The organism is Streptococcus cuniculi (assembly GCF_001921845.1).
Classification (GTDB): Bacteria; Bacillota; Bacilli; order Lactobacillales; family Streptococcaceae; genus Streptococcus; species Streptococcus cuniculi.
The window spans coordinates 40874-58530 of record NZ_MSJM01000007.1 but is presented as its reverse complement, the minus strand read 5'-3'; the positions used below and the strand labels follow the sequence as shown (position 1 = coordinate 58530).

General features: G+C 41.2%; 26 protein-coding genes. All 26 read right to left on the bottom strand.

Going from position 1 to position 17657, the window contains the following annotated elements; all coding sequences use genetic code 11:
- Positions 1-1053 carry a pyocin knob domain-containing protein gene (locus BU202_RS08255; protein ID WP_075105312.1) on the bottom strand — a complete coding sequence of 351 codons (1053 nt, stop codon included), beginning with the start codon at positions 1051-1053 and terminating at the stop codon, positions 1-3.
- Positions 1050-2174, bottom strand: a complete 1125-nt coding sequence (locus BU202_RS08250; RefSeq protein ID WP_075105311.1) for a hypothetical protein — start codon at positions 2172-2174, stop codon at positions 1050-1052. Before BU202_RS08250 ends, BU202_RS08255 begins: the two co-directional genes overlap by 4 nt.
- Positions 2174-3082 (bottom strand): phage distal tail protein domain-containing protein, encoded by a 909-nt coding sequence (locus BU202_RS08245; protein ID WP_075105310.1) that lies wholly within the window; start codon positions 3080-3082, stop codon positions 2174-2176. Before BU202_RS08245 ends, BU202_RS08250 begins: the two co-directional genes overlap by 1 nt.
- Complete coding sequence (locus tag BU202_RS08240; RefSeq protein ID WP_075105309.1) at positions 3079-5856, bottom strand: phage tail tape measure protein; 2778 nt, start codon at positions 5854-5856, stop codon at positions 3079-3081. The genes BU202_RS08245 and BU202_RS08240 overlap by 4 nt, the downstream gene beginning before the upstream one ends.
- Positions 5857-6060: 204 nt before the next feature.
- Positions 6061-6480, bottom strand: coding sequence for a hypothetical protein (locus tag BU202_RS08235; RefSeq protein ID WP_075105308.1), 420 nt, complete (start codon positions 6478-6480; stop codon positions 6061-6063).
- A gap of 8 nt (positions 6481-6488) precedes the next feature.
- Positions 6489-7067, bottom strand: coding sequence for a major tail protein (locus BU202_RS08230; protein ID WP_075105307.1), 579 nt, complete (start codon positions 7065-7067; stop codon positions 6489-6491).
- Between the two features lie 13 nt (positions 7068-7080).
- Positions 7081-7404: a hypothetical protein gene (locus BU202_RS08225; protein ID WP_075105306.1), complete on the bottom strand. Its 324-nt coding sequence runs from the start codon at positions 7402-7404 to the stop codon at positions 7081-7083.
- Complete coding sequence (locus BU202_RS08220; protein WP_075105305.1) at positions 7404-7763, bottom strand: HK97 gp10 family phage protein; 360 nt, start codon at positions 7761-7763, stop codon at positions 7404-7406. The genes BU202_RS08225 and BU202_RS08220 overlap by 1 nt, the downstream gene beginning before the upstream one ends.
- The gene (locus BU202_RS08215; protein ID WP_075105304.1) at positions 7763-8059 is read right to left on the bottom strand and encodes a phage head-tail adapter protein; all 297 of its coding nucleotides are present in this window, start codon (positions 8057-8059) and stop codon (positions 7763-7765) included. The genes BU202_RS08220 and BU202_RS08215 overlap by 1 nt, the downstream gene beginning before the upstream one ends.
- A complete protein-coding gene (locus BU202_RS08210) occupies positions 8049-8330 on the bottom strand; it encodes a head-tail connector protein (protein ID WP_075105303.1) in 282 nt (93 codons plus the stop codon). The genes BU202_RS08215 and BU202_RS08210 overlap by 11 nt, the downstream gene beginning before the upstream one ends.
- 1 nt (position 8331) lies before the next feature.
- Positions 8332-8613, bottom strand: coding sequence for a hypothetical protein (locus BU202_RS08205; RefSeq protein WP_075105302.1), 282 nt, complete (start codon positions 8611-8613; stop codon positions 8332-8334).
- Positions 8614-8627: 14 nt separating this feature from the next.
- A complete protein-coding gene (locus BU202_RS08200; RefSeq protein WP_075105301.1) occupies positions 8628-9791 on the bottom strand; it encodes a phage major capsid protein in 1164 nt (387 codons plus the stop codon).
- The gene (locus BU202_RS08195; RefSeq protein ID WP_075105300.1) at positions 9788-10363 is read right to left on the bottom strand and encodes an HK97 family phage prohead protease; all 576 of its coding nucleotides are present in this window, start codon (positions 10361-10363) and stop codon (positions 9788-9790) included. The genes BU202_RS08200 and BU202_RS08195 overlap by 4 nt, the downstream gene beginning before the upstream one ends.
- Positions 10344-11543 (bottom strand): phage portal protein, encoded by a 1200-nt coding sequence (locus BU202_RS08190; protein ID WP_075105299.1) that lies wholly within the window; start codon positions 11541-11543, stop codon positions 10344-10346. The genes BU202_RS08195 and BU202_RS08190 overlap by 20 nt, the downstream gene beginning before the upstream one ends.
- 3 nt (positions 11544-11546) lie before the next feature.
- Positions 11547-13247 carry a terminase large subunit gene (locus tag BU202_RS08185; RefSeq protein ID WP_075105298.1) on the bottom strand — a complete coding sequence of 567 codons (1701 nt, stop codon included), beginning with the start codon at positions 13245-13247 and terminating at the stop codon, positions 11547-11549.
- Positions 13240-13593: a P27 family phage terminase small subunit gene (locus BU202_RS08180; protein ID WP_244149039.1), complete on the bottom strand. Its 354-nt coding sequence runs from the start codon at positions 13591-13593 to the stop codon at positions 13240-13242. Before BU202_RS08180 ends, BU202_RS08185 begins: the two co-directional genes overlap by 8 nt.
- Before the next feature lie 144 nt (positions 13594-13737).
- Positions 13738-14073 (bottom strand): HNH endonuclease, encoded by a 336-nt coding sequence (locus BU202_RS08175; protein ID WP_075105296.1) that lies wholly within the window; start codon positions 14071-14073, stop codon positions 13738-13740.
- Positions 14074-14251: 178 nt separating this feature from the next.
- Positions 14252-14794 (bottom strand): site-specific integrase, encoded by a 543-nt coding sequence (locus BU202_RS08170; protein ID WP_075105295.1) that lies wholly within the window; start codon positions 14792-14794, stop codon positions 14252-14254.
- A gap of 132 nt (positions 14795-14926) precedes the next feature.
- A complete protein-coding gene (locus tag BU202_RS08165; RefSeq protein WP_075105294.1) occupies positions 14927-15340 on the bottom strand; it encodes a DUF722 domain-containing protein in 414 nt (137 codons plus the stop codon).
- Between the two features lie 4 nt (positions 15341-15344).
- Positions 15345-15650, bottom strand: a complete 306-nt coding sequence (locus tag BU202_RS08160; RefSeq protein ID WP_075105293.1) for a helix-turn-helix domain-containing protein — start codon at positions 15648-15650, stop codon at positions 15345-15347.
- 32 nt (positions 15651-15682) lie between these two features.
- Positions 15683-16084: a hypothetical protein gene (locus tag BU202_RS08155; protein ID WP_075105292.1), complete on the bottom strand. Its 402-nt coding sequence runs from the start codon at positions 16082-16084 to the stop codon at positions 15683-15685.
- Between the two features lie 43 nt (positions 16085-16127).
- The gene (locus tag BU202_RS08150) at positions 16128-16310 is read right to left on the bottom strand and encodes a hypothetical protein (RefSeq protein WP_075105291.1); all 183 of its coding nucleotides are present in this window, start codon (positions 16308-16310) and stop codon (positions 16128-16130) included.
- Positions 16303-16569 (bottom strand): hypothetical protein, encoded by a 267-nt coding sequence (locus tag BU202_RS08145; protein ID WP_075105290.1) that lies wholly within the window; start codon positions 16567-16569, stop codon positions 16303-16305. Before BU202_RS08145 ends, BU202_RS08150 begins: the two co-directional genes overlap by 8 nt.
- Entirely contained in the window at positions 16566-16904 is a 339-nt protein-coding gene (locus tag BU202_RS08140) for a hypothetical protein (protein ID WP_075105289.1), read from the bottom strand. Before BU202_RS08140 ends, BU202_RS08145 begins: the two co-directional genes overlap by 4 nt.
- A complete protein-coding gene (locus tag BU202_RS08135; protein WP_075105288.1) occupies positions 16904-17131 on the bottom strand; it encodes a hypothetical protein in 228 nt (75 codons plus the stop codon). Before BU202_RS08135 ends, BU202_RS08140 begins: the two co-directional genes overlap by 1 nt.
- Positions 17121-17642, bottom strand: coding sequence for a DUF1642 domain-containing protein (locus tag BU202_RS08130; RefSeq protein WP_075105287.1), 522 nt, complete (start codon positions 17640-17642; stop codon positions 17121-17123). Before BU202_RS08130 ends, BU202_RS08135 begins: the two co-directional genes overlap by 11 nt.
- Positions 17643-17657 lie beyond the last annotated feature (15 nt).

Below are 17657 nucleotides of genomic sequence, written 5' to 3'. Positions count from 1 at the left end.
TTACATCATAATCAATATTTGACCTTTATAGACAGCCCCTTTGACACTATCCGCCACCCGTAAAGCACCATTTGCTTTGATGATTAAATGGGAATTAGCGCTCGCAGAGTTCGCATATTGCTGTACTAAAAATACATACTCTTGTGGCGGTCTCCACAAATTTGAAGGAATAGTCCCGATATCAATCGTTCCACCTGTCCCTGTGAACTCATAGCGAATGCCAATCAAATCCCCTGTACGCTTATACTGAACACCATTAAAGCCCGCTGACTTCCATCCAGTATTGATAAGATTGACATTACTTGGATCAATCGGCGTAATATCAGTCCATGGATCCCAAACTGTGTTCGCCGGAAAGCTGTTAGCTGCACGGCGAAAGACCTTCCAACCTCCCTGCCAGCTCGTCGCAATCTGTAACATTCCTGTCGCTACGCGAATTGTCTCGACAAAACCATAATTATTTGGGAAAGGTGAATTTCTACATCTTTGATTTATCCAGCGCACCCCTGTTGTGGTATGGTCATTAAGGTCGGTGTCATATCCATATAACACCACTCCGTCCTTTTGTGTAAGTTCATGTAGCTGCGCAGGTTTCTTCACGCTATTACTTGACACAAAACGCACGACTGAAGATGTGCTCGTCTCAATCGTTCCGAGGTTGAACGTATAAATCAGTCCGCCCTGGAATAGGTCCTGTTGTGTCAAGTTTGTCACAAAACGAACTGAAATCTGATTATTTTGAACCTCATAGTTAGATTCCCCAGGTACTCCCGTGGCGGTATTCTCTGCGGACAGGTCAATGTAGAGGACAAGGTAGCCCCGACTGTTCGCAGGGATTTCCACGGTTTCTTGTGATGTGACTTCAATCATGCGTCCGCACACAATCGCTGCGCCAGTATCAACCGTGGCAGACAAGCCGTCGATCGTTACGGACATTTCAGAGCCAATGCCGTCCAGAATAAAATTTTGCTTATTGGCCAGCCAATGGTACAAGATGGAATCATGTAGCGCAGTCACCTTTGCTTTATCAAACTGATAACCTGTAATTGTCATTTCTTCTTTCCTTTCACGATACTTTTTAAAGTTGAGCGGACATTTCCAAATTTCAATGAAATATAATCACTCTTTGACGATAACGAATACCCTGTTAAAATAGACGGATACTGTTGCTTGTCGTAGTAGATAGTACAGTCTATCCCTAAGCGTAAATCAGACAACTGACAGATGTCACTGTCGTAGGGAATATCAAAGCTGATTTCATGCGAATAGCTAGAGGCAGATAGCTCGCTTCTTGCCACATCGTCATACGATGGTTTGTCCTCTTGCTCTGTATCATAGACGTGGACCTTTGTCTGAAAGAGCTTGTGAGAACGCACCGCACTTCTATCTTGAGAGATTGTTCCGTCATCACCCAAAAAATATTGGGCGAGCATAATGGGCTGTTCGCTGTTTCTGGTCTTCTTATCCACAATCAAAAGGTGATTGCTTCCCTCTTCGTTTGCGGGGGTCACATAGACAGACCAGTTCATAAAGTGAGAAACGTTGTTCTTAAATCGCAAACGGCCTTTCGGCTTTTCAATGCGTGTCTCTAGCAACAATCGGCCATCTGAACGCCGTCTCAACTCCTTAACAGTCCATGAAACACCATACTTCTTAAAGATGTTAATAGCGTACTCCATTAGGTTTGTGGGGGTCGGTGGATCGCTAGGCTGGTAGAGATGTGGAATACCCGCACCACTGTCATCGATGGAGATAGGTGGTAGTTGAGAGTTTAAATACTGCATAAGATAGAGACGAATCAACGCATTCAAGTGTCTCTGTACATTGTTTCCGCTCTTGTAAGTAGCTGGAAATTCAACATCACCAAGTAGCTTCAAAATATCGTACGCATTGATTTTTGTTGTCCCTGTCCGCTCCTGTTTACCTTCGGACGAACCTATCACTCCTAAAAATAGCGGTATCATTCGCCCCTTATTATTCCAGCTCGAAAACTCCCCACTTTCAAATTTCGCGAGGATAAAGTCGCCTTCTTTGATGTCAAAATCACCGTTCAGCTCAAAATGTGTCTGACTATTATCGACATAGTCGTGTCGGATTTCCCAAATCACACACCGTTTCGAGAGCTTTGTCTCTAGTGTCAATCTGTCTAAAATCGTAACGTTTACTGTTCGCATTAAATGAGTACCCACTCCTTTCTAATTCGACAAGACACATCCGCACCCATCACATTGTTAAACAGCAGGATAGACTTGCCTATCGGCGCTTTGACAAAGTTTGAGGTTGTCACATCTTGACTTTGATAGACATTGATTTGCGTCCCGTCTGGTGCGTAAAGCACCGTTTTGGGCTTGTGCGGGTCACTAGAAACCACTAACTTACCACCTTGCGGAATCGTGATCAGGTACCTATCATTTTGTAAAATCTTATTCTCTCGCTGAATCTGCCACGACGGATTCTCAATAGCGCCTAGTGTCGCTTCAATGGTGATTTCAAGCGGTGAGTATTCCCCTTGCGACATATACAGCGAATCGTTTTCAATCACAAAGAACTGACTTTCCTTATCAACATCGTCCTGATAGATGAAATCATAGCTATGATGTCCCTCGTTGTTTGCGAGATTGGTATTTTGATAAATCTTCCCTGTGCCTGAAATCAGCTGATTCGGGACTTTACGCCCCTCCTCCCAACGATACCAAGGCGTTAGAAAGTCCAATGTAAAGCCCTCTGTCAGCGCATTAAAACTCCCGATTTCAGACTTGGTCAACTCTGCAACTTGACAATCGCGATAGTAAGTATCCAGCCCTTTGGCGGTGTAGGATAAGGTCAACGGTTGATCATTCAAAAAACGAGCAAACTCAAAGAATTGCTCGTAACTGTCACTCGTTTGGAGCCCAAACAACATCTGAAGTTTCAATTTTCCTTGATTGAGCTTGCGTTCAATAGGGATGTAGTTTGACTGGTTTTCTTCGTAGGTATTTGAAAAGGCAATCCCAAGCCCCTCTGGCCTGTAGCCAAAGTGGGCTTTATCCATCAGGTCCATTACCTGGCCCTTTGAATTGATGAGTTTTAACAATCGAATCATACCATTGCCTCCCGAACCATGAACTGCTCAATCTGACGAGCTAGCTTCTCAACCAGCTCGTCTGGATTATCCACATTGCCATTCACTGTAATGTTAAAGTTGAAGGTATTTCCTGCGTTACCTGCCGCTTCTGCCTGCGCTCGTCCAATAGCACCCAAGGTCTTCTCATTCAGAGGCAAGATTGCTTCTGCGCCAGCCTCGCCACCGACCATGGCGCGGTTCCCGTTGAACCCAAACAGCGTCGGCTTGGTCATGATACCGCCTTTTGCGAACCACGAAATATCAATCCTTGGCAACGAACCTTTACCCATGAATCCCCACGGCGCTTCACCCCCGCTTATGTTAAAGCGCGGTAGTTTAGGACGTGGAATACTCCAACTAAAGTTCATGAACCCCTTAATTGCTCCAATCGCACTTGAAACCGCATTTTTTGCGCTGTTAATGGCATTTGAGATAGTATTGTGGATTCCGTTCCAAACTCCTGAAACAGTTCCAGAAATACCACTCATCACACCACGAATCGTTCCTGCAATTCGATTCCAAACAGAAGATACAGCTCCACTAATTGAACTAAGCGCACCACTTATAATCCCTTTCACACCATTCCAAGTGTTTGAGATAATCCGTGAAATCGCCTGTAGAATAATCGAAAGAGTATTCTTCATCCCATTCCAAATCGCAGCAAAAGCATTCTTGATACTTTGCCAAGCGCCCGACCAGTCGCCTTTAATAATCTGCATTACCGCCTTGATAATATTCAAAACAACTGTCATTACAGTCTGCACATTGTTCTTGATTAAATCCCAAATCGTAGAGATGGCAACTTGGATATTCTGCCAAGCACCTTGCAAGAAGGGCCCCAGTACACTCATGACCGTTTGAACCACTGTCTGAATCGCACCCCAAACCTTCTCCGCAGAACTACGAATCAACTCCTGATTTTGAGTCCACCAGTTCGTCAACGCCCCCCAAAGACTCATCACAAAACTAGATACTTTCTGAACAACCGATACAATTATCGTCTGAACTGCATTCCAAACATTCAAGACACTTTCTCTAAATGCTGCGTTCTTTTCCCACAGTTTCTTGATACCTACGATAAACAAGACGATAGCTGCAATTACTCCAGCTATGATTCCTATCAAGGGCAGAAAAGAAACAGATAGTCCAGCGATTCCTGCCATAAAGAATTGAACCCCCGCAACTATCGATAGTATGATGGGCAGCAGCGTTCCTAGTACAACGACAAACATACCTACAATAGCTATGATTCGTTTTACGCTTGGCGATAAGTTTTTGAACCATTCTGTAACTTTTTTGACAACAGAAGCTAGCTCTTGAAAGACTGGAATTAACATCTCAAGAATCGGCTCACCGATAGCAGCTAAAGCATTCGTACCAGATTGTTTCAGGTTTCCCATGACATTTTCGAGCCCATCTGATTCTCTAGCTGCCTGACCTAATGCTCCCGAAAGTTTGTTACCATCTTCAACCATTTGAAGCAACGTCAACTGTTTCTGCGCCTCGCTCAACTCATTGAACGATTTCCCATACAATTTATTAGCAGCTGCATTTCTTGTGGTCTCAGTTGCAGAAATCCCCAAGGCCGCATCGTTTGCGTAGTTTCCTTTTAGGAATGATTGAAGATTTTCGGTTACGCTTTCAATCGACTTATCATAAAAGGCGGCGCTATCGGCAGCTGCCCTTGTTGCACGGCTAGTCAAATCTAAAGCGTCTGATGTGTCTAATCCAGAGGTTTTAGCGAAGGAAGCCATTTGAGTAAAGGAACCTTGCAAGCGCTCAGGGACTATGTCCATATCGTCACCGATTGCATTCAGAGCTTCTCTAGCTTGTGCCTCCATATCGCCAAATACCGTACTAAACTGTGCATTGCTTGCCTGAACTTGAGCGGCTGCCTCGAGGGAGTCGGTGCCGACATCAATCAACTTGTCCGAGATAGCACTCAGCTTCTCGCTTACTTGTTGTAGGGCTTCAGCTTTCGCAACTTTTGTTACTGTACCTAAACCATCTTGAGCGTTGTCGGCTGACGCCTTCGTCTCGTTCAGCTCATCGTTGAGATGATTCAATGTTATCTTTGCCTGGTTTAACTCAGCTTCCATTTTGTTAGCTTCTGTAGAGTTCTCCCCATACTCTTTTTTTGTCAACTCAAGCTGTTTTTCAAGATTAGAGATTTGTTTTCCTACAATCTCAGATTGAGCGCCTATTTTTTTCTGTGCAAGGGCATTCCGTTCAGCTTCGCTAGCATTTGAATCTAGTGCACTTTCTTGCAATTCAAAAGAGCTAGTGACTTTGCTCATTTCAGAAGCTAGTTGGCTTTGTTCATGCTGCAAGTCATTGATTTGACTAATGTTATTTTCGGTAGCTTGTCCGTTTGTAGCTAAAACCTGATTAACATTCTCAAGTTTCCTCTCGTAGCCTTTTAAGACATTTTCAGTCTGTACGACCTCACGTTGAAACGCTCGGTACTGTTCAGCGCCAATCTCACCACTTTTAAACTGCGCTTCAACTTGTGACTGCGCACCTTTTAAAATCTCGAGTTTTTCTTTGGTTGTCTGAACCTGTTTCCCGAGTAACTCTTGCTTTTGCGTTAACAGAGTGACATTTCCTGTATCAAATTTTAAAGATTTATCAATATCTTTAATCTCGCGACTAGCTTTTGAAGCGGAAGAATCAACAGCTTTTAGAGCCTTTTGAAGCGGCTGCGTATTCCCCTCGATTTCAATCGTAATCCCTTTAATATTCTTTCCTGCCATTTCTCCTCCGTTCATTTAGAATAGAAAAGACGCGTTATCAAAACGCGTCTATATCTGCTTGTGTAGCTCGTCTTGTACTTCCTTCTTCGTCATTCATACGAAGGTTGACATAGTCTGTTTGAAAGTCCAAGGCCATCCCAAGAGTGATATGTTTCAGATCATCAATTGACAAGCCTGTTTCTTTACAGCAGGAAAGATAACTCTCTACTGTAAAGACTTCATCGCTTGCATTTGAGCTGTCATCGACTTTTTTTTAGTCTGCATACCCTCTTTCAGCATATCCATCAAAGGTTTTGCGACAACATCAAGCGGAAATGTCTCCATTGATGAAAATACTTCCTCAAATGTTCCGATTCTTGGATCTGCGGATTTTGCGAAGATATAGAATAAACGGTGGAAGAATGTCATATCGAAATCAGCAATCATCTCGATACTGATATTGCTTTCTTCGAATGTCTCGTTTTCGGCCATCATCAAAATATCCTGCAACTGTCCATGGTTCTTGAACATGCCGATGATTTCTTGAAAGTAATCTTTTCCAAATTCGGCCTTATAGGCGATTGGAGTATAGGCATTATAGCCCAATCTCCAATCCTTCTCATCAATCGTTACTGTACGTTCCATATGTCCTCCTAGTCAGATACTACTTCTGGCTCGTATGGTTTTTCGAACCACTTATCGTACACATCTTTTGGTGTTTCTTCCGTTGTGCGTCGTTTGACGACTTTATCAACTGGCCGTGGTGAAGCGTCAAAACTCAATTCAGGAGTGTTGACATTCCCGCCATCTTTCGTGCCTGAACCAACAGGCGGACGTTGAATCGCAACATTGTACAATACATGGCGGATGGCTTTCACATCTCCTTCAATTTGGAACATCAACGCAATATTCTTCTTAATTGCATTTGATACCTCTGTCATGACTTTCGTAGTCGGGTCCAGTTTCTCACCCAAAACAATCTCACAAAATTCATTTTTCAAATTCGCAATCTTGAGCTTACCGCTGTAGCCGTCATTGCTTTCTGAGATATAGTAATTGATGTTGTCCGCTTTCAGAGGGTTTGAATCCCCTGACGGGTCAATCGTGAGTTCGATTGCTCCTGGAAGCCGTTTAACTTTTGTTGCATATTTCGGCAAGCCGTTCACATCTTCGCTTTCAATCTCTACCCAGTGGACATTTTCAAGTCCAAAAGTAACTTTATTTTCAACCATGGTTTTCTCCTTTTTAATATAAATAGACTAAGTAACTCTTCACGAAGAGCTCCTCTGTTTCAATGTGACTTTCGTCTTCGATTTCATAAAAGAGTTTGTTTTCATCGAACAAACTCTCTAAGATTCGTTCTAAATCTAAATCTTTCAAATCAGTCACTAATTCGACTAATACAGTATCGATTTGATAGTATCGTTCATTGTCACCTCTCACCGTTTCAGGCTTAATCGCCGTATAGACGATATATGGAGGATTGGGGGCATCGCCTTTTTTAAACGAATGATACTGTACCAGCAAATCAGTCTGCGTAAGCAAACTAGCAAACTCGTGAAGTTCCATCAACGAATCACCCTTTCTATGCCTTCTGTCATTGCCTTGATGACCATTTCTTCTACTGGTGCAATGTGAGGTTGCGCCCTGCTGCGCCCGCCATTTCGCAATAGATGACTATTCTCAAGCAAATGTGTAAGTCTATAAGTTTGTGGAGCATTATGGACAACATAATTTCCTTTCTTATTTTTGGTAACCTTCCAGTGCCTTGCGTACTTTGATGTTTTACGCGGACTTGTCGTCTTCAACGTGCTGACTGCTTTGTCTGCTGTCGCTTTCGCAAGCTCATCTGTCGCATTGTCAACCTCTTCTGAATATTCCGCAAGTGCTTTGGCCAGTTCACGAGATAGATCACTTGTACTTACCATCACAGCACCTCTTCAAGCGTCAACTCGATTGTCTCGAAGTCTATGCTATAAGTCTTCAATACTTTGTGTCGTTTGCCGTTGACAAGGGCGATTGGTTGATTGTCATACTCGTATTTGTGCATTTCAATCACAAGGCTCGGACGATTATCAGTCTTTGACGCTTGATAAAATTCCGAGCGGCTAACAGAACGGATATTACATAAAGCAAATGTTTCCCATTCGCTAAAAATAGGCTGTCTCAGCGAATCAAGTCCTGTCTCTATCCGCTCAATAAGAACAACTGCATCATTCCACATGTTCGTCCTCCTTTGCTTCAAGTGCTAGATTGTGCATTCTCCATTGCAAATGACGAGGAATCGACGCACTCTCTCGATTCGTGTAACGATGATACGCATAGTCAACGATGAAATGAGTGTGATCCGTTCTGTTGTTGTCAAGCGTTATTCCCAAAACGTTTTCGATTTCAGACTCAACCGCTGATAACAAACTTTTCAGAAATTTATCACGTAAATCCGTTGAGATTCCAAGTTTTAGTTTTAGAAGCTCTAGTAGCTTGTAATTGTCCATACTACTCACCTACTTCATCTTTTTTCTTGCGACTCCTTGTCTTTTTTTCAATTTTGGGCGTCTCTTGCGCCGCTTCTTGAACGTCGATTGGTGGTTCTTCATCATACGCAATAAAGATAGACCCTGTTGTATTCCTTCCGTTCAACAATGATTGTAAAAAATCTTCACTCGGCTCATAACCGCTACGGGGATATACGTCCCCGACAGAATAAAGAAAGCCGTTTGGATAGTCGGCTCCCTTGTCTGTTCCATCGGCGAATGAGCGAATAACTTTATAGCTCATATATCCACCTCCGATTATTCAGCAACATCAGTATATGTCACAAAGTAACCAGCTTTCTCATCGGTCTTCTGAGTATCGAAGCGAACATAGATTCCTATAAGTTGACCATAAATTTCACTATCAATCCATTTCAAAGTAAGCTGTAAGCGATCAAACAATGTCACAAACTCTTTGACATCGCCAACAAACGCCTTCATATCCCCTTCCTCTCCGAAAACTGTATCTTCTACAGTGTAGATATGACGACCGCCAAATGAATATCCTGTTGGCGAAGTAACATCTGGTTGCAAACTGTACTTGCCGATTTTGTCTTTGACTTTATCCATTGCTGCAAACATGCTATCGGTCACGACAAGACTGACATTGTAAACAGATTTGATGCTATTGATAACATCTTTCAATCCGTCAAATCCTGCGGCAGATTTCGCAGTTGCTGTCTTCAAGATTGTTGCAATCTCGTATTCTTTCGTGTTTTCCGCTTGATCCTGGGCATCTTCGAGGACAAGGTCCATGATGTCGTAGTCAGCATCATCTAGTAACTCTTGGGAAATCGGAATGCTTCCACGGTACGTCTCAATATCGTATGAAACGTTTTTGATTTTTGGTTTTGCAAGCTCGGGATTTTTCGCAAGTTCTGCAACGCTGTTCATCTTCTTGCCAGACTTACTAAGAACTGGATATTTACCTGAACCTGAAGTAACTTTTACAACATTAACTAGGGACAACAAGCTCTTTTCTTTTGCTGGTTCTTTCTGCGGGGCCAAAAGTTCATTGGGAATCAGCGCGCCTCCGTCAACCGTCTTCAAACCTTCTTTTTCGGTTCCTTCCGAACGGATAAATGCGTTCAGTTTGCTACGTACTTCGATGTTTTTGCCCATTTTTCTTTCTCCTTTTTCAGTTTGTTTTGGGGTCTTATCTTTCAACTCTTCAAGTTCCGCTTTAATGCTTGCGATTTCCTCTTCGAGTTTTGCTTTTTCGGATTGCTTTTCATCAAGTTCACTTTGAAGCTCTTCAAGCGTTTTATCCGCTTCATCAAGCTCAACTTCCGTTTGCGCTTCATCAACCGCACGAAGTGCCGCTGCTGTCCGCTCTTGAATATCATCAAGTGCGACTTGTATATCTGCAAGTGATTGCTCGCGTAAGTGAAGTTTAGCGCCTAAAATTACATTTTTATTCATCGTTGATATTTCTCCTTTAGTTCATTTTTCCTGCGATTCAGCAGTTCCATTTTCGAAGCCTCGTAATCTTTATTACGAGCTGCAATTTCCGTTTTAGGGTATGCTGGGAATGTGCATGGACTAACCTCAAGCAATTCCATTTTTAAAATGCGGTCAATCACAGACCCATCTTCTCGCTGTTGAGTATCAATTTTTGTTGGAATAAAGCCAAAACTGCACCCAACCACATCTCCCCGCTTAACGCGAGCGTATGCGCCAATTGCGTCAGGGTCATCTTGATTGATGACAATGTCGCCTCGTAAACCGATTTCATCAACTTCAGGAATAAATGTTCCGTTACCAGTTCGCCCAAGAACAAGTGATGTATCGTGATTGAATAAGGCTCGAATATCTGAATTTTCAAGCACACCATCAAGCGACTGCTTGTCAATCACTTCAAAATATCCCGGAAAAATCTCTGTCTCTTCCTCAAACTTGATAAAGTAGCCAGATAAAACCTTTTCAGCCGTCTCAGAATCTTCCCTTGTTTGAAAATCAGCGCTACGATAACATTCACGCTTCTGATGTTTCATCTATATCATCAACTCCTTTCAATTTCTTTTGATCACCTAATTTTTCAGCAGGCAGGTAGTTTTCAAGTACCAACAACTGCTCCATTTCATCGTCTGGCGGAAGGTCTATCCACCCACGAAGCTCGTTTCGTCTCATTGCATTTCTATCAATCATCTGTACCCCTACACTCACAATCTCCGATAAATTGTAGGCATATAGAGAGCGAGAATTGAACTTGAAATACAAATTTGGACTCACCAGCAAATCCCGCGTTAGTGTCTGTGCAATGTTTTGCGCAAGAGACATAATGCGATTTGTAATAAAGTTGTTGTATTCATCTTTGTCAAACGAACCAACTCCCAAAATAAAAGCAGGAACTCCAAAAATTCCCGCAACAGTCTTTTTATCAATCTCTACAGATTCGTTGATGGCGATGTCTTTTAGCGTGAGCGGTTTGACCTGCTCAATGTCGAACATTTCCTCGGAGACAAGCAGTGGCTCGCCTGCTTTACTCGCTTTAAAATAGCGGTCTAGTAGCTCTTCACGCCCTTCAGCGTTCTGTAGTTTTTCGCTAAAGGCATCTACTTTTATAATCAGATTTGGCAAACTTCTGCTGCGCATGAAGTCACTTTTAGTTTTTGTTGCCTGATTAAGATTGGCAACAATTTCCCTCAATTGTGGGCGATATCCACGCCCCAAGAAATAATTTTCTGGATCAGGATTGATAGCGAAATGTAACACCTCATCTGACTTGTACTCTTGATTATCGTAGAGAATCGTGTACGAATCATTGTTCGTATAACGATACGATACCTGGTTCATCGGAAATGGCGTTAAATTCTTGATATAGCCGTCGCTTGTCATACTCACATGAACAATAGAATTTCCGTCGCCATTCAACAAAAGGTCCTGAACGATTTTAAATATCCAGTTTTTCCGTGTCATATTTTGACATGGTTCAATATCAATCTTACGAGACAGCTCATTGACGACCCGTCTGTCCCCTTTTTCTGTGTTCTCCATCAGATATATTGTCATGTTTGACACTAAATCCGCAATGCGATTCACGCAGATTTGAACATCTGGATTGCGATCAAGAGGAATATACGTATCACTAACCAGCGCCGAAAAATCCCTGTTGTCCACCAGTTTTATCGTTGGCGTTTTATTTCGCCGAAAAATTTTGTCAATCAAATTCATTTTTTACCTCAACTCTTCCAAACATTGACACGCAGCAAATACCGCCGCGTCAAACAAATCAATACGCTGTTTTCCGCCGTCGCCGTCCAATTTTTCATATTGGATCATGTCGTCAGTCTTTTCAATGGCTCTAACATTTGCGACGCAATACTCAAAGGCTTCACTATGACAGTAGTAAAACTCCTTGTTCTTGACTTTCATCTCGATGCGACGAAAACCTTCTGACTTCCTCCAAAAGTATTGAGGCATGTCCACGACCTTGATACCTGCCTTTCGCATTTTCAGGTAAAACTCGCGACCAAATTTACGGTCAAAACCGATTTTAGGAATCGTAAAGCCCATTTTGCGCATCTTCAAAAACCAGTTGACAATGTCGTCATACAAAACCGTCGGCGTATTGCTCATAGTTAACCAGCCATCATCTTTCCAGCCGAACAACGGAATTCCATCATCGTTTGCCTTCTTGTGTGCATTCACGATTGGAAAGAAAGCATGCGTAATACAAATATCAATCTCTCGCCCATCTTTAACATAGCGACCATATAGAGCCGCAGCTGTCAAATCGTGTAACTTTGACAAGTCCGCCCCGCCATACCAACGGATTGGCAACTTGGCCAGTTCTTCAAGAGACCAATCATACTCATCATCGCTTGCGATAAACTCGTCAACGTTAAAGTATGCGTTCATGCTATTTGTGAACACATTCAACGTCTTGTTCAAGAACTCATTGCGTGTCTGAGGGTCGTTCATGGCCTGCATTGCTTCTTCTTTCAAATCCTGAAGCGATACTGTCACACCCCAGGAAGGATTTGCCATCTTTAATACATCTTCATTCGTATAGTCAACGACATCCCCCTCTTTATTTTGATCAGCTTTGCAGATGAACATAAAAAGGGATTCGTCTTCCACGATTCCCTCAAGTACCTTTTTACAATATTTCAGACGATTTGCCAGAAATCCTGTCGGAATATCTCCCGCAGTTGAAATCACGAATAGAATTTTATTCGTATACGCACTTTGCGTTTTTTTCATCAAGCCATATTTTTTCGAATTCTTCATCGTGTGCGCTTCATCAATGATAATCACATTACCATTCAATGAATCAAGGCGACTTTCATCATTCGCAAGAGCATTGATATAAAAAGAGCCCTCGACACCATAATCACCAGCAATCGAATGCTCTGCGTTATTATCCTTGATTTTGATATGGCTATCTTTCCAGCGTTTGACATTGTACTGAATAAAACTGAACGCCTCCATCGCCTGCTTGATACTATTTGCGACTACATAAGCCTTTGAACCACTTAAACGGTCCATCAGCGAGAAAGTTATCGTAAGCGCAGCAGTAAATGCCGTTTTCCCGTTCTTCCGCGCAAGCATAATCAGTGCTTCTTTGAAACGACGGATACCAGTCCCTGCATGATAAAAACCAAACAAATTCAAAACAACGAATTGCTGCCAATCCTGCAAGACTAACGGCTTATCACGAATAGAGATCCCGAACTTATCATCGCCTTGTTGATGAACAATCGCATTTTCGATAAAATCAACCGCAAAATCAACCATATCCAAATCTAATTCGTAAGCTGGATTTTTCAAGTCTTTAAAAAATCGCTTCGCAGCTAAGATAGTTTCCTTGCAGGCTACAATGTCACCGCTGATGACACGTTCAGCATATTTTTTCGCTCTTGTTAGATTATCCATGAGGACCACCTCGTTTTGGTTGTCGTGCAAAGACAGCCTTTAAAGGTGATTCCTTGTCGTCTTTTTCAAACGATTCACCAAGCGCTTTCGGGTTCAGCATTAGCTGATTTGAGTAAGACAAGATGTCTTTTCTTAATGTTTCCATTACTGAAATAATCGGAACTTTCCGCTCGTTCTCAGCTCCTGCGTTATTCACATAGATTTCTGTGACTGGGTAGCCAGCTTCGGCATGTTGCTTTTCGTATTCTTGATACTGAAACAACATACCTGAATAAACTTCGATGACCTGGTCAAATTCCTTGCGATAGGTCCCGAGTTCATTCATTGTTTTTTTGACCTTTGACACGATTGATTTCTTTGTGATAGGTCTAGCCAAAATCTCACCCCTTTCTAAAGAACATGCGAGTTTTTACCCCTTTTCATTTTAAAAAGCCCCCGATTTGGAAAAAGTCCCCTTCCTCGGTACCCCAAATCCATTTTGAAAAAATTTTTAAGTGGGGGGGATAAAATTTTTCTCTTGATAAAATTTCTGAAATTGTCGTTTAAATCGTTTTTGCCAAATTTTTCCGTTGCCGACAATAGAATCATTTTTTCTGTCATGGAACGTGTTGTGCTTCTGATTTGTCAATGAAATACAGTTCCATTTGACGAACTCTAGTTCAGGATACTCGCTAACGGGATAGATATGATGAACCATTTCAGCTTGAACTCTTTCTCCAAATCGCAAACTCTCCTGACAGAGATAGTTATCTCTTTTCAAAATCCTTTCGCGGAACTTACTCCACTTTTTCGATTTCAAAGTCTTTCTGACTTGTTTATATACCATGTTGCATATTTCCTATAAACTATATATACCAATTTTACTGTCGAACTTGTCATATCTTATATTCTGTATATTTCGCCACTTTATCAAACCTATTGATTTAATTGGTTTTTCAAGAGCTTATTTTTTTGAATTTACTCCAACCTCGTTATGTCAAATTGATATGTTGAAAATAAAAAAACTATAGCGAGAACTTCGCCATACTTAAGTCAAGTTGTTCTTGTCGCTTCCCGATATACCGCAATGTAATAGCAGGGCTTGCATGATTGAACATCTCCATCAGCGACGCAACATCTTTGTATTTCTCATAGTAGTGATAGCCAAATGTCTTGCGCATCGTATGTGTACCGACATTCTCTATTCCCAAATCTTCCGCAGCCGTTTTGATAATGAGATATGCAGCCTGTCTTGTGATTGGCTGATTCTTGCCTTTGCGACTTTGGAAGAGGTAGTGATGAAGTGGTTTGCCTTCTGTATATCTCGCCAACTCATTCTTTAAAGGTCTAGGCATTTTCCGTCTGATAATCTTGCCAGTTTTCTGCTCTTTGATTTTGAAGTGCCAGCCCTGAACGTCCTTAACCTTTAGTTTTACAATGTCGCTAATTCTAAATCCTGAATTGATTCCAACCATAAATAGCATATAGTTCCTATCGTTCCATTCTTTCAAATAATCCTTCATTGCCTGAATGTCATCTTTGTCTCGAATAGGTTCTACCAAATTCATCCACTCTACCTCCTTTCTTTTTTGGGAATGCAAAAAGCAGAACAATTCGTCCTGCTTTTTCTTTACTCGATTTTCATAATATCATAATAAATCATTTTTAGTGAGAATACAAGTACCCTAAATTCTCATTTTTTAATTTCCTTTTAGGTCATCATATTTCTCTAATATCCTATCTCGCTTTCTATAAATTGTTGGTATGCTAACATGGATCATTTGTGCAATGTCCTTCCAGCTGTAATCGGCCTTTATCCAGCGTAGTTCAAAAATTTCTCTTTGTTCTTCTGTCAAGTTTTCATACAACTTCTCAACTGTTTCTTTATACAGCTCAAGATTCTTCAGTCGAATATCAGAAGCGAAACGAACTGTTAGCGTTTCTGGAACTTTTGATATATGTCCCGATTTACTACCTCCGATATTCGTATCAGTAGAGTTATTGCTAGATAGCTCCTCGCGTCTGATTCTAATTGCTCTGTCAACATCCTTGTAACCAAAAAGCTCATCATCAAGTGCAGTTAACTGCTTTGAAGTAATAATCTTTCGTCTCAAGCAATCACCTCCTTTTCTTTTGATAACTATACCACGGAAAAATCAGTACAATCTTCCCGCGTTCAGACAACACTTCGCCTACCACCTTTTGCTTCGGTATTGGCTTCGGCTTCAGCTGCTCTCTATCCCACTGCAATCTGCGAGCTTGATTGTAGAGTTGTTCGATTTTGTCAATATACTTATCTCTGACAACTCGACCACGCTTCCACTTTGAAATTGTAGTCTGTTTTACACCGATTTTATCCGCTAGTTGCTGTTGTGTCCAATACGTGACTTGTAAAATATACTCGATTTTCTCAGCTATGGTCATCTTCACCCTCCTTAAATTGTCGCCTATTCATTCTAACCTCCTGCTTTATTAAGCAATTCAAGAATCAGATTCAAATTTGGATACAATAACGGTGATAGGCTGATAAACAAAAGTGATGCAAGATAAAGAGGTATAAATATTTTAGACACTCCAATAGCATGCTTTTTGTATCGCTGTAAGTTGTCTTTGTTAGGATAAACCTTGTCAGCTTCTATGTAGTAGTTTGCGCCTATCAGCAAATAATAGGCAATTCCTATGATTGATAACACAATTGTCACTATTCTAAAATTATCCGCAACTGACTTAATTGCCATTTCGTGAACAAGAGTTTGATACACTTCTTGATAATTTGAACCTACTGAATTGACAGCCTTTTCCAAAGCGTCCGTTCCAACACCCAATAATTTCGATAATTGTTCTAAAACTTTATCCATTTTTATTCTCCTATTCTTTCAATTCTCGTGCTAACCCCCACTCTTACCCTCCCGGATACCTTACATACTTATTCATCTCTTGCAATTGCTGCGTGATGATTTCGTTGCGCTGTCGTATGCCGTCAATCTGGTCTTGTAGCAGGTCGATACTGCGAGCGAGAAATAGCACACTTGCGACTAAAAATGCAATACAGACGATTAAAGACAGTTTGAATTTGTCAGTCATTTGATACCTCCTCATATAAGATATCAAATATGAACGGTTTACAAATTTCGATTCTATCATCTTCGAATACAATAAAATCTCCAAATTCCACATTTTGCTCTTCTTCAAACATATAGTCGTACACAACCAATTGACCATCTCGCATATATAGTTTGTCTTTACAATCAGAAGATAACTCTTTCATTTTTTTGTATGTCTCGGTCGAACCCGTCCACTCAAAAGCATCTAATTTTTCAGGCGTTCTTATTACTTTCATCATTCCACCTCTTCCCAAAACGGAAATAGTAGGTATATTGCCATTTCTTGGTGTGAGAATGTCATTTCTCTTCCGATTCCTTTCTCCCATTCTTCGAACGCCTTTGATTTTGGCAGCCAATCCTTAGTAGCTCCAAAATCATAATGTTCCGGCTTTTCATCGCTAAAGATAAAATCTAAACAACCTAGAAATGTTAGACCATCTTCCATCATTTCTGCGAAATAGTCAGCGCGTTCTTTTACTGCTTTTGGAAATGTATGTGTTGGAGGTACTACTCTGCCATCTTTGACAGACCATCCATATATGCCATTACATTTCTGTTTAAAATTATCAATCATCACTCAACCTCCTCTAACCTTTTATATTTTTTCAAACACTTTTTACAGAAATCCCTATCTTTTCCTGTGTATTTTATTTCTGATGCGTAGTAAGGCTTTTGCCAATATTTTTTGCAATATGACATACCTGTCTCTGAATTAAAAAGATGAGACTTTGCATTTCCGTGTATATATCCTGTGCTGTTTGCCTCTTCAGATGTTAAAGGTAACTCCCATCTATGAGCCATGGTCTACCTCCTCCACTTCAAACATATCATTATCAAACACACCGCCAAAGCCTGCTTGTTCGAGTTCATTTTTGGTGTGGTATCGTGAATCTCTTTGATGCCTCAAACCATCATTAAAATCAGATTTGAAATACCAAACATCTTCCTCAAATGAGTGATGTAAGACTTGTTCATCTTTGTACAAACCAACCATTTTAACTTTGTACAACTTCTCCTGCTCGACCTCATAGCCGTCAAGCCAAGCCCGAACAAGTATTTCCTCATTGTTGTTCATATTTAGCCAATCTATGATAGCCTCATTATTATCACCAAATAGAGCATCAAATAATTTTTTCCCACGCTGTTTTTGTTGTTCTAAATATTCCGCAACAAACTGCGGGATTTTGACTTTCGGGCGCTCGTCGAGTAGTTTCACCAACTCCACTACACTACTTTTATCAACTGCTACCCTATTGCCAATTAGATTTGACGGTAGCTCATCAATTCTATTTAATAGTTCCTGTTTATTCATCTGTTTTCTCCTCGT

Excerpts from the sequence above, each read along its gene's own strand:
- BU202_RS08255 (WP_075105312.1), bottom strand. The coding sequence starts at position 1,053 with ATGACAATTACAGGTTATCAGTTTGATAAAGCAAAGGTGACTGCGCTA.
- BU202_RS08250 (WP_075105311.1), bottom strand. The coding sequence starts at position 2,174 with ATGCGAACAGTAAACGTTACGATTTTAGACAGATTGACACTAGAGACA.
- BU202_RS08245 (WP_075105310.1), bottom strand. The coding sequence starts at position 3,082 with ATGATTCGATTGTTAAAACTCATCAATTCAAAGGGCCAGGTAATGGAC.
- BU202_RS08240 (WP_075105309.1), bottom strand. The coding sequence starts at position 5,856 with ATGGCAGGAAAGAATATTAAAGGGATTACGATTGAAATCGAGGGGAAT.
- BU202_RS08235 (WP_075105308.1), bottom strand. The coding sequence starts at position 6,480 with ATGGAACGTACAGTAACGATTGATGAGAAGGATTGGAGATTGGGCTAT.
- BU202_RS08230 (WP_075105307.1), bottom strand. The coding sequence starts at position 7,067 with ATGGTTGAAAATAAAGTTACTTTTGGACTTGAAAATGTCCACTGGGTA.
- BU202_RS08225 (WP_075105306.1), bottom strand. The coding sequence starts at position 7,404 with ATGGAACTTCACGAGTTTGCTAGTTTGCTTACGCAGACTGATTTGCTG.
- BU202_RS08220 (WP_075105305.1), bottom strand. The coding sequence starts at position 7,763 with ATGGTAAGTACAAGTGATCTATCTCGTGAACTGGCCAAAGCACTTGCG.
- BU202_RS08215 (WP_075105304.1), bottom strand. The coding sequence starts at position 8,059 with ATGTGGAATGATGCAGTTGTTCTTATTGAGCGGATAGAGACAGGACTT.
- BU202_RS08210 (WP_075105303.1), bottom strand. The coding sequence starts at position 8,330 with ATGGACAATTACAAGCTACTAGAGCTTCTAAAACTAAAACTTGGAATC.
- BU202_RS08205 (WP_075105302.1), bottom strand. The coding sequence starts at position 8,613 with ATGAGCTATAAAGTTATTCGCTCATTCGCCGATGGAACAGACAAGGGA.
- BU202_RS08200 (WP_075105301.1), bottom strand. The coding sequence starts at position 9,791 with ATGAATAAAAATGTAATTTTAGGCGCTAAACTTCACTTACGCGAGCAA.
- BU202_RS08195 (WP_075105300.1), bottom strand. The coding sequence starts at position 10,363 with ATGAAACATCAGAAGCGTGAATGTTATCGTAGCGCTGATTTTCAAACA.
- BU202_RS08190 (WP_075105299.1), bottom strand. The coding sequence starts at position 11,543 with ATGAATTTGATTGACAAAATTTTTCGGCGAAATAAAACGCCAACGATA.
- BU202_RS08185 (WP_075105298.1), bottom strand. The coding sequence starts at position 13,247 with ATGGATAATCTAACAAGAGCGAAAAAATATGCTGAACGTGTCATCAGC.
- BU202_RS08175 (WP_075105296.1), bottom strand. The coding sequence starts at position 14,073 with ATGGTATATAAACAAGTCAGAAAGACTTTGAAATCGAAAAAGTGGAGT.
- BU202_RS08170 (WP_075105295.1), bottom strand. The coding sequence starts at position 14,794 with ATGAATTTGGTAGAACCTATTCGAGACAAAGATGACATTCAGGCAATG.
- BU202_RS08160 (WP_075105293.1), bottom strand. The coding sequence starts at position 15,650 with ATGACCATAGCTGAGAAAATCGAGTATATTTTACAAGTCACGTATTGG.
- BU202_RS08155 (WP_075105292.1), bottom strand. The coding sequence starts at position 16,084 with ATGGATAAAGTTTTAGAACAATTATCGAAATTATTGGGTGTTGGAACG.
- BU202_RS08150 (WP_075105291.1), bottom strand. The coding sequence starts at position 16,310 with ATGACTGACAAATTCAAACTGTCTTTAATCGTCTGTATTGCATTTTTA.
- BU202_RS08145 (WP_075105290.1), bottom strand. The coding sequence starts at position 16,569 with ATGATGAAAGTAATAAGAACGCCTGAAAAATTAGATGCTTTTGAGTGG.
- BU202_RS08140 (WP_075105289.1), bottom strand. The coding sequence starts at position 16,904 with ATGATTGATAATTTTAAACAGAAATGTAATGGCATATATGGATGGTCT.
- BU202_RS08135 (WP_075105288.1), bottom strand. The coding sequence starts at position 17,131 with ATGGCTCATAGATGGGAGTTACCTTTAACATCTGAAGAGGCAAACAGC.
- BU202_RS08130 (WP_075105287.1), bottom strand. The coding sequence starts at position 17,642 with ATGAATAAACAGGAACTATTAAATAGAATTGATGAGCTACCGTCAAAT.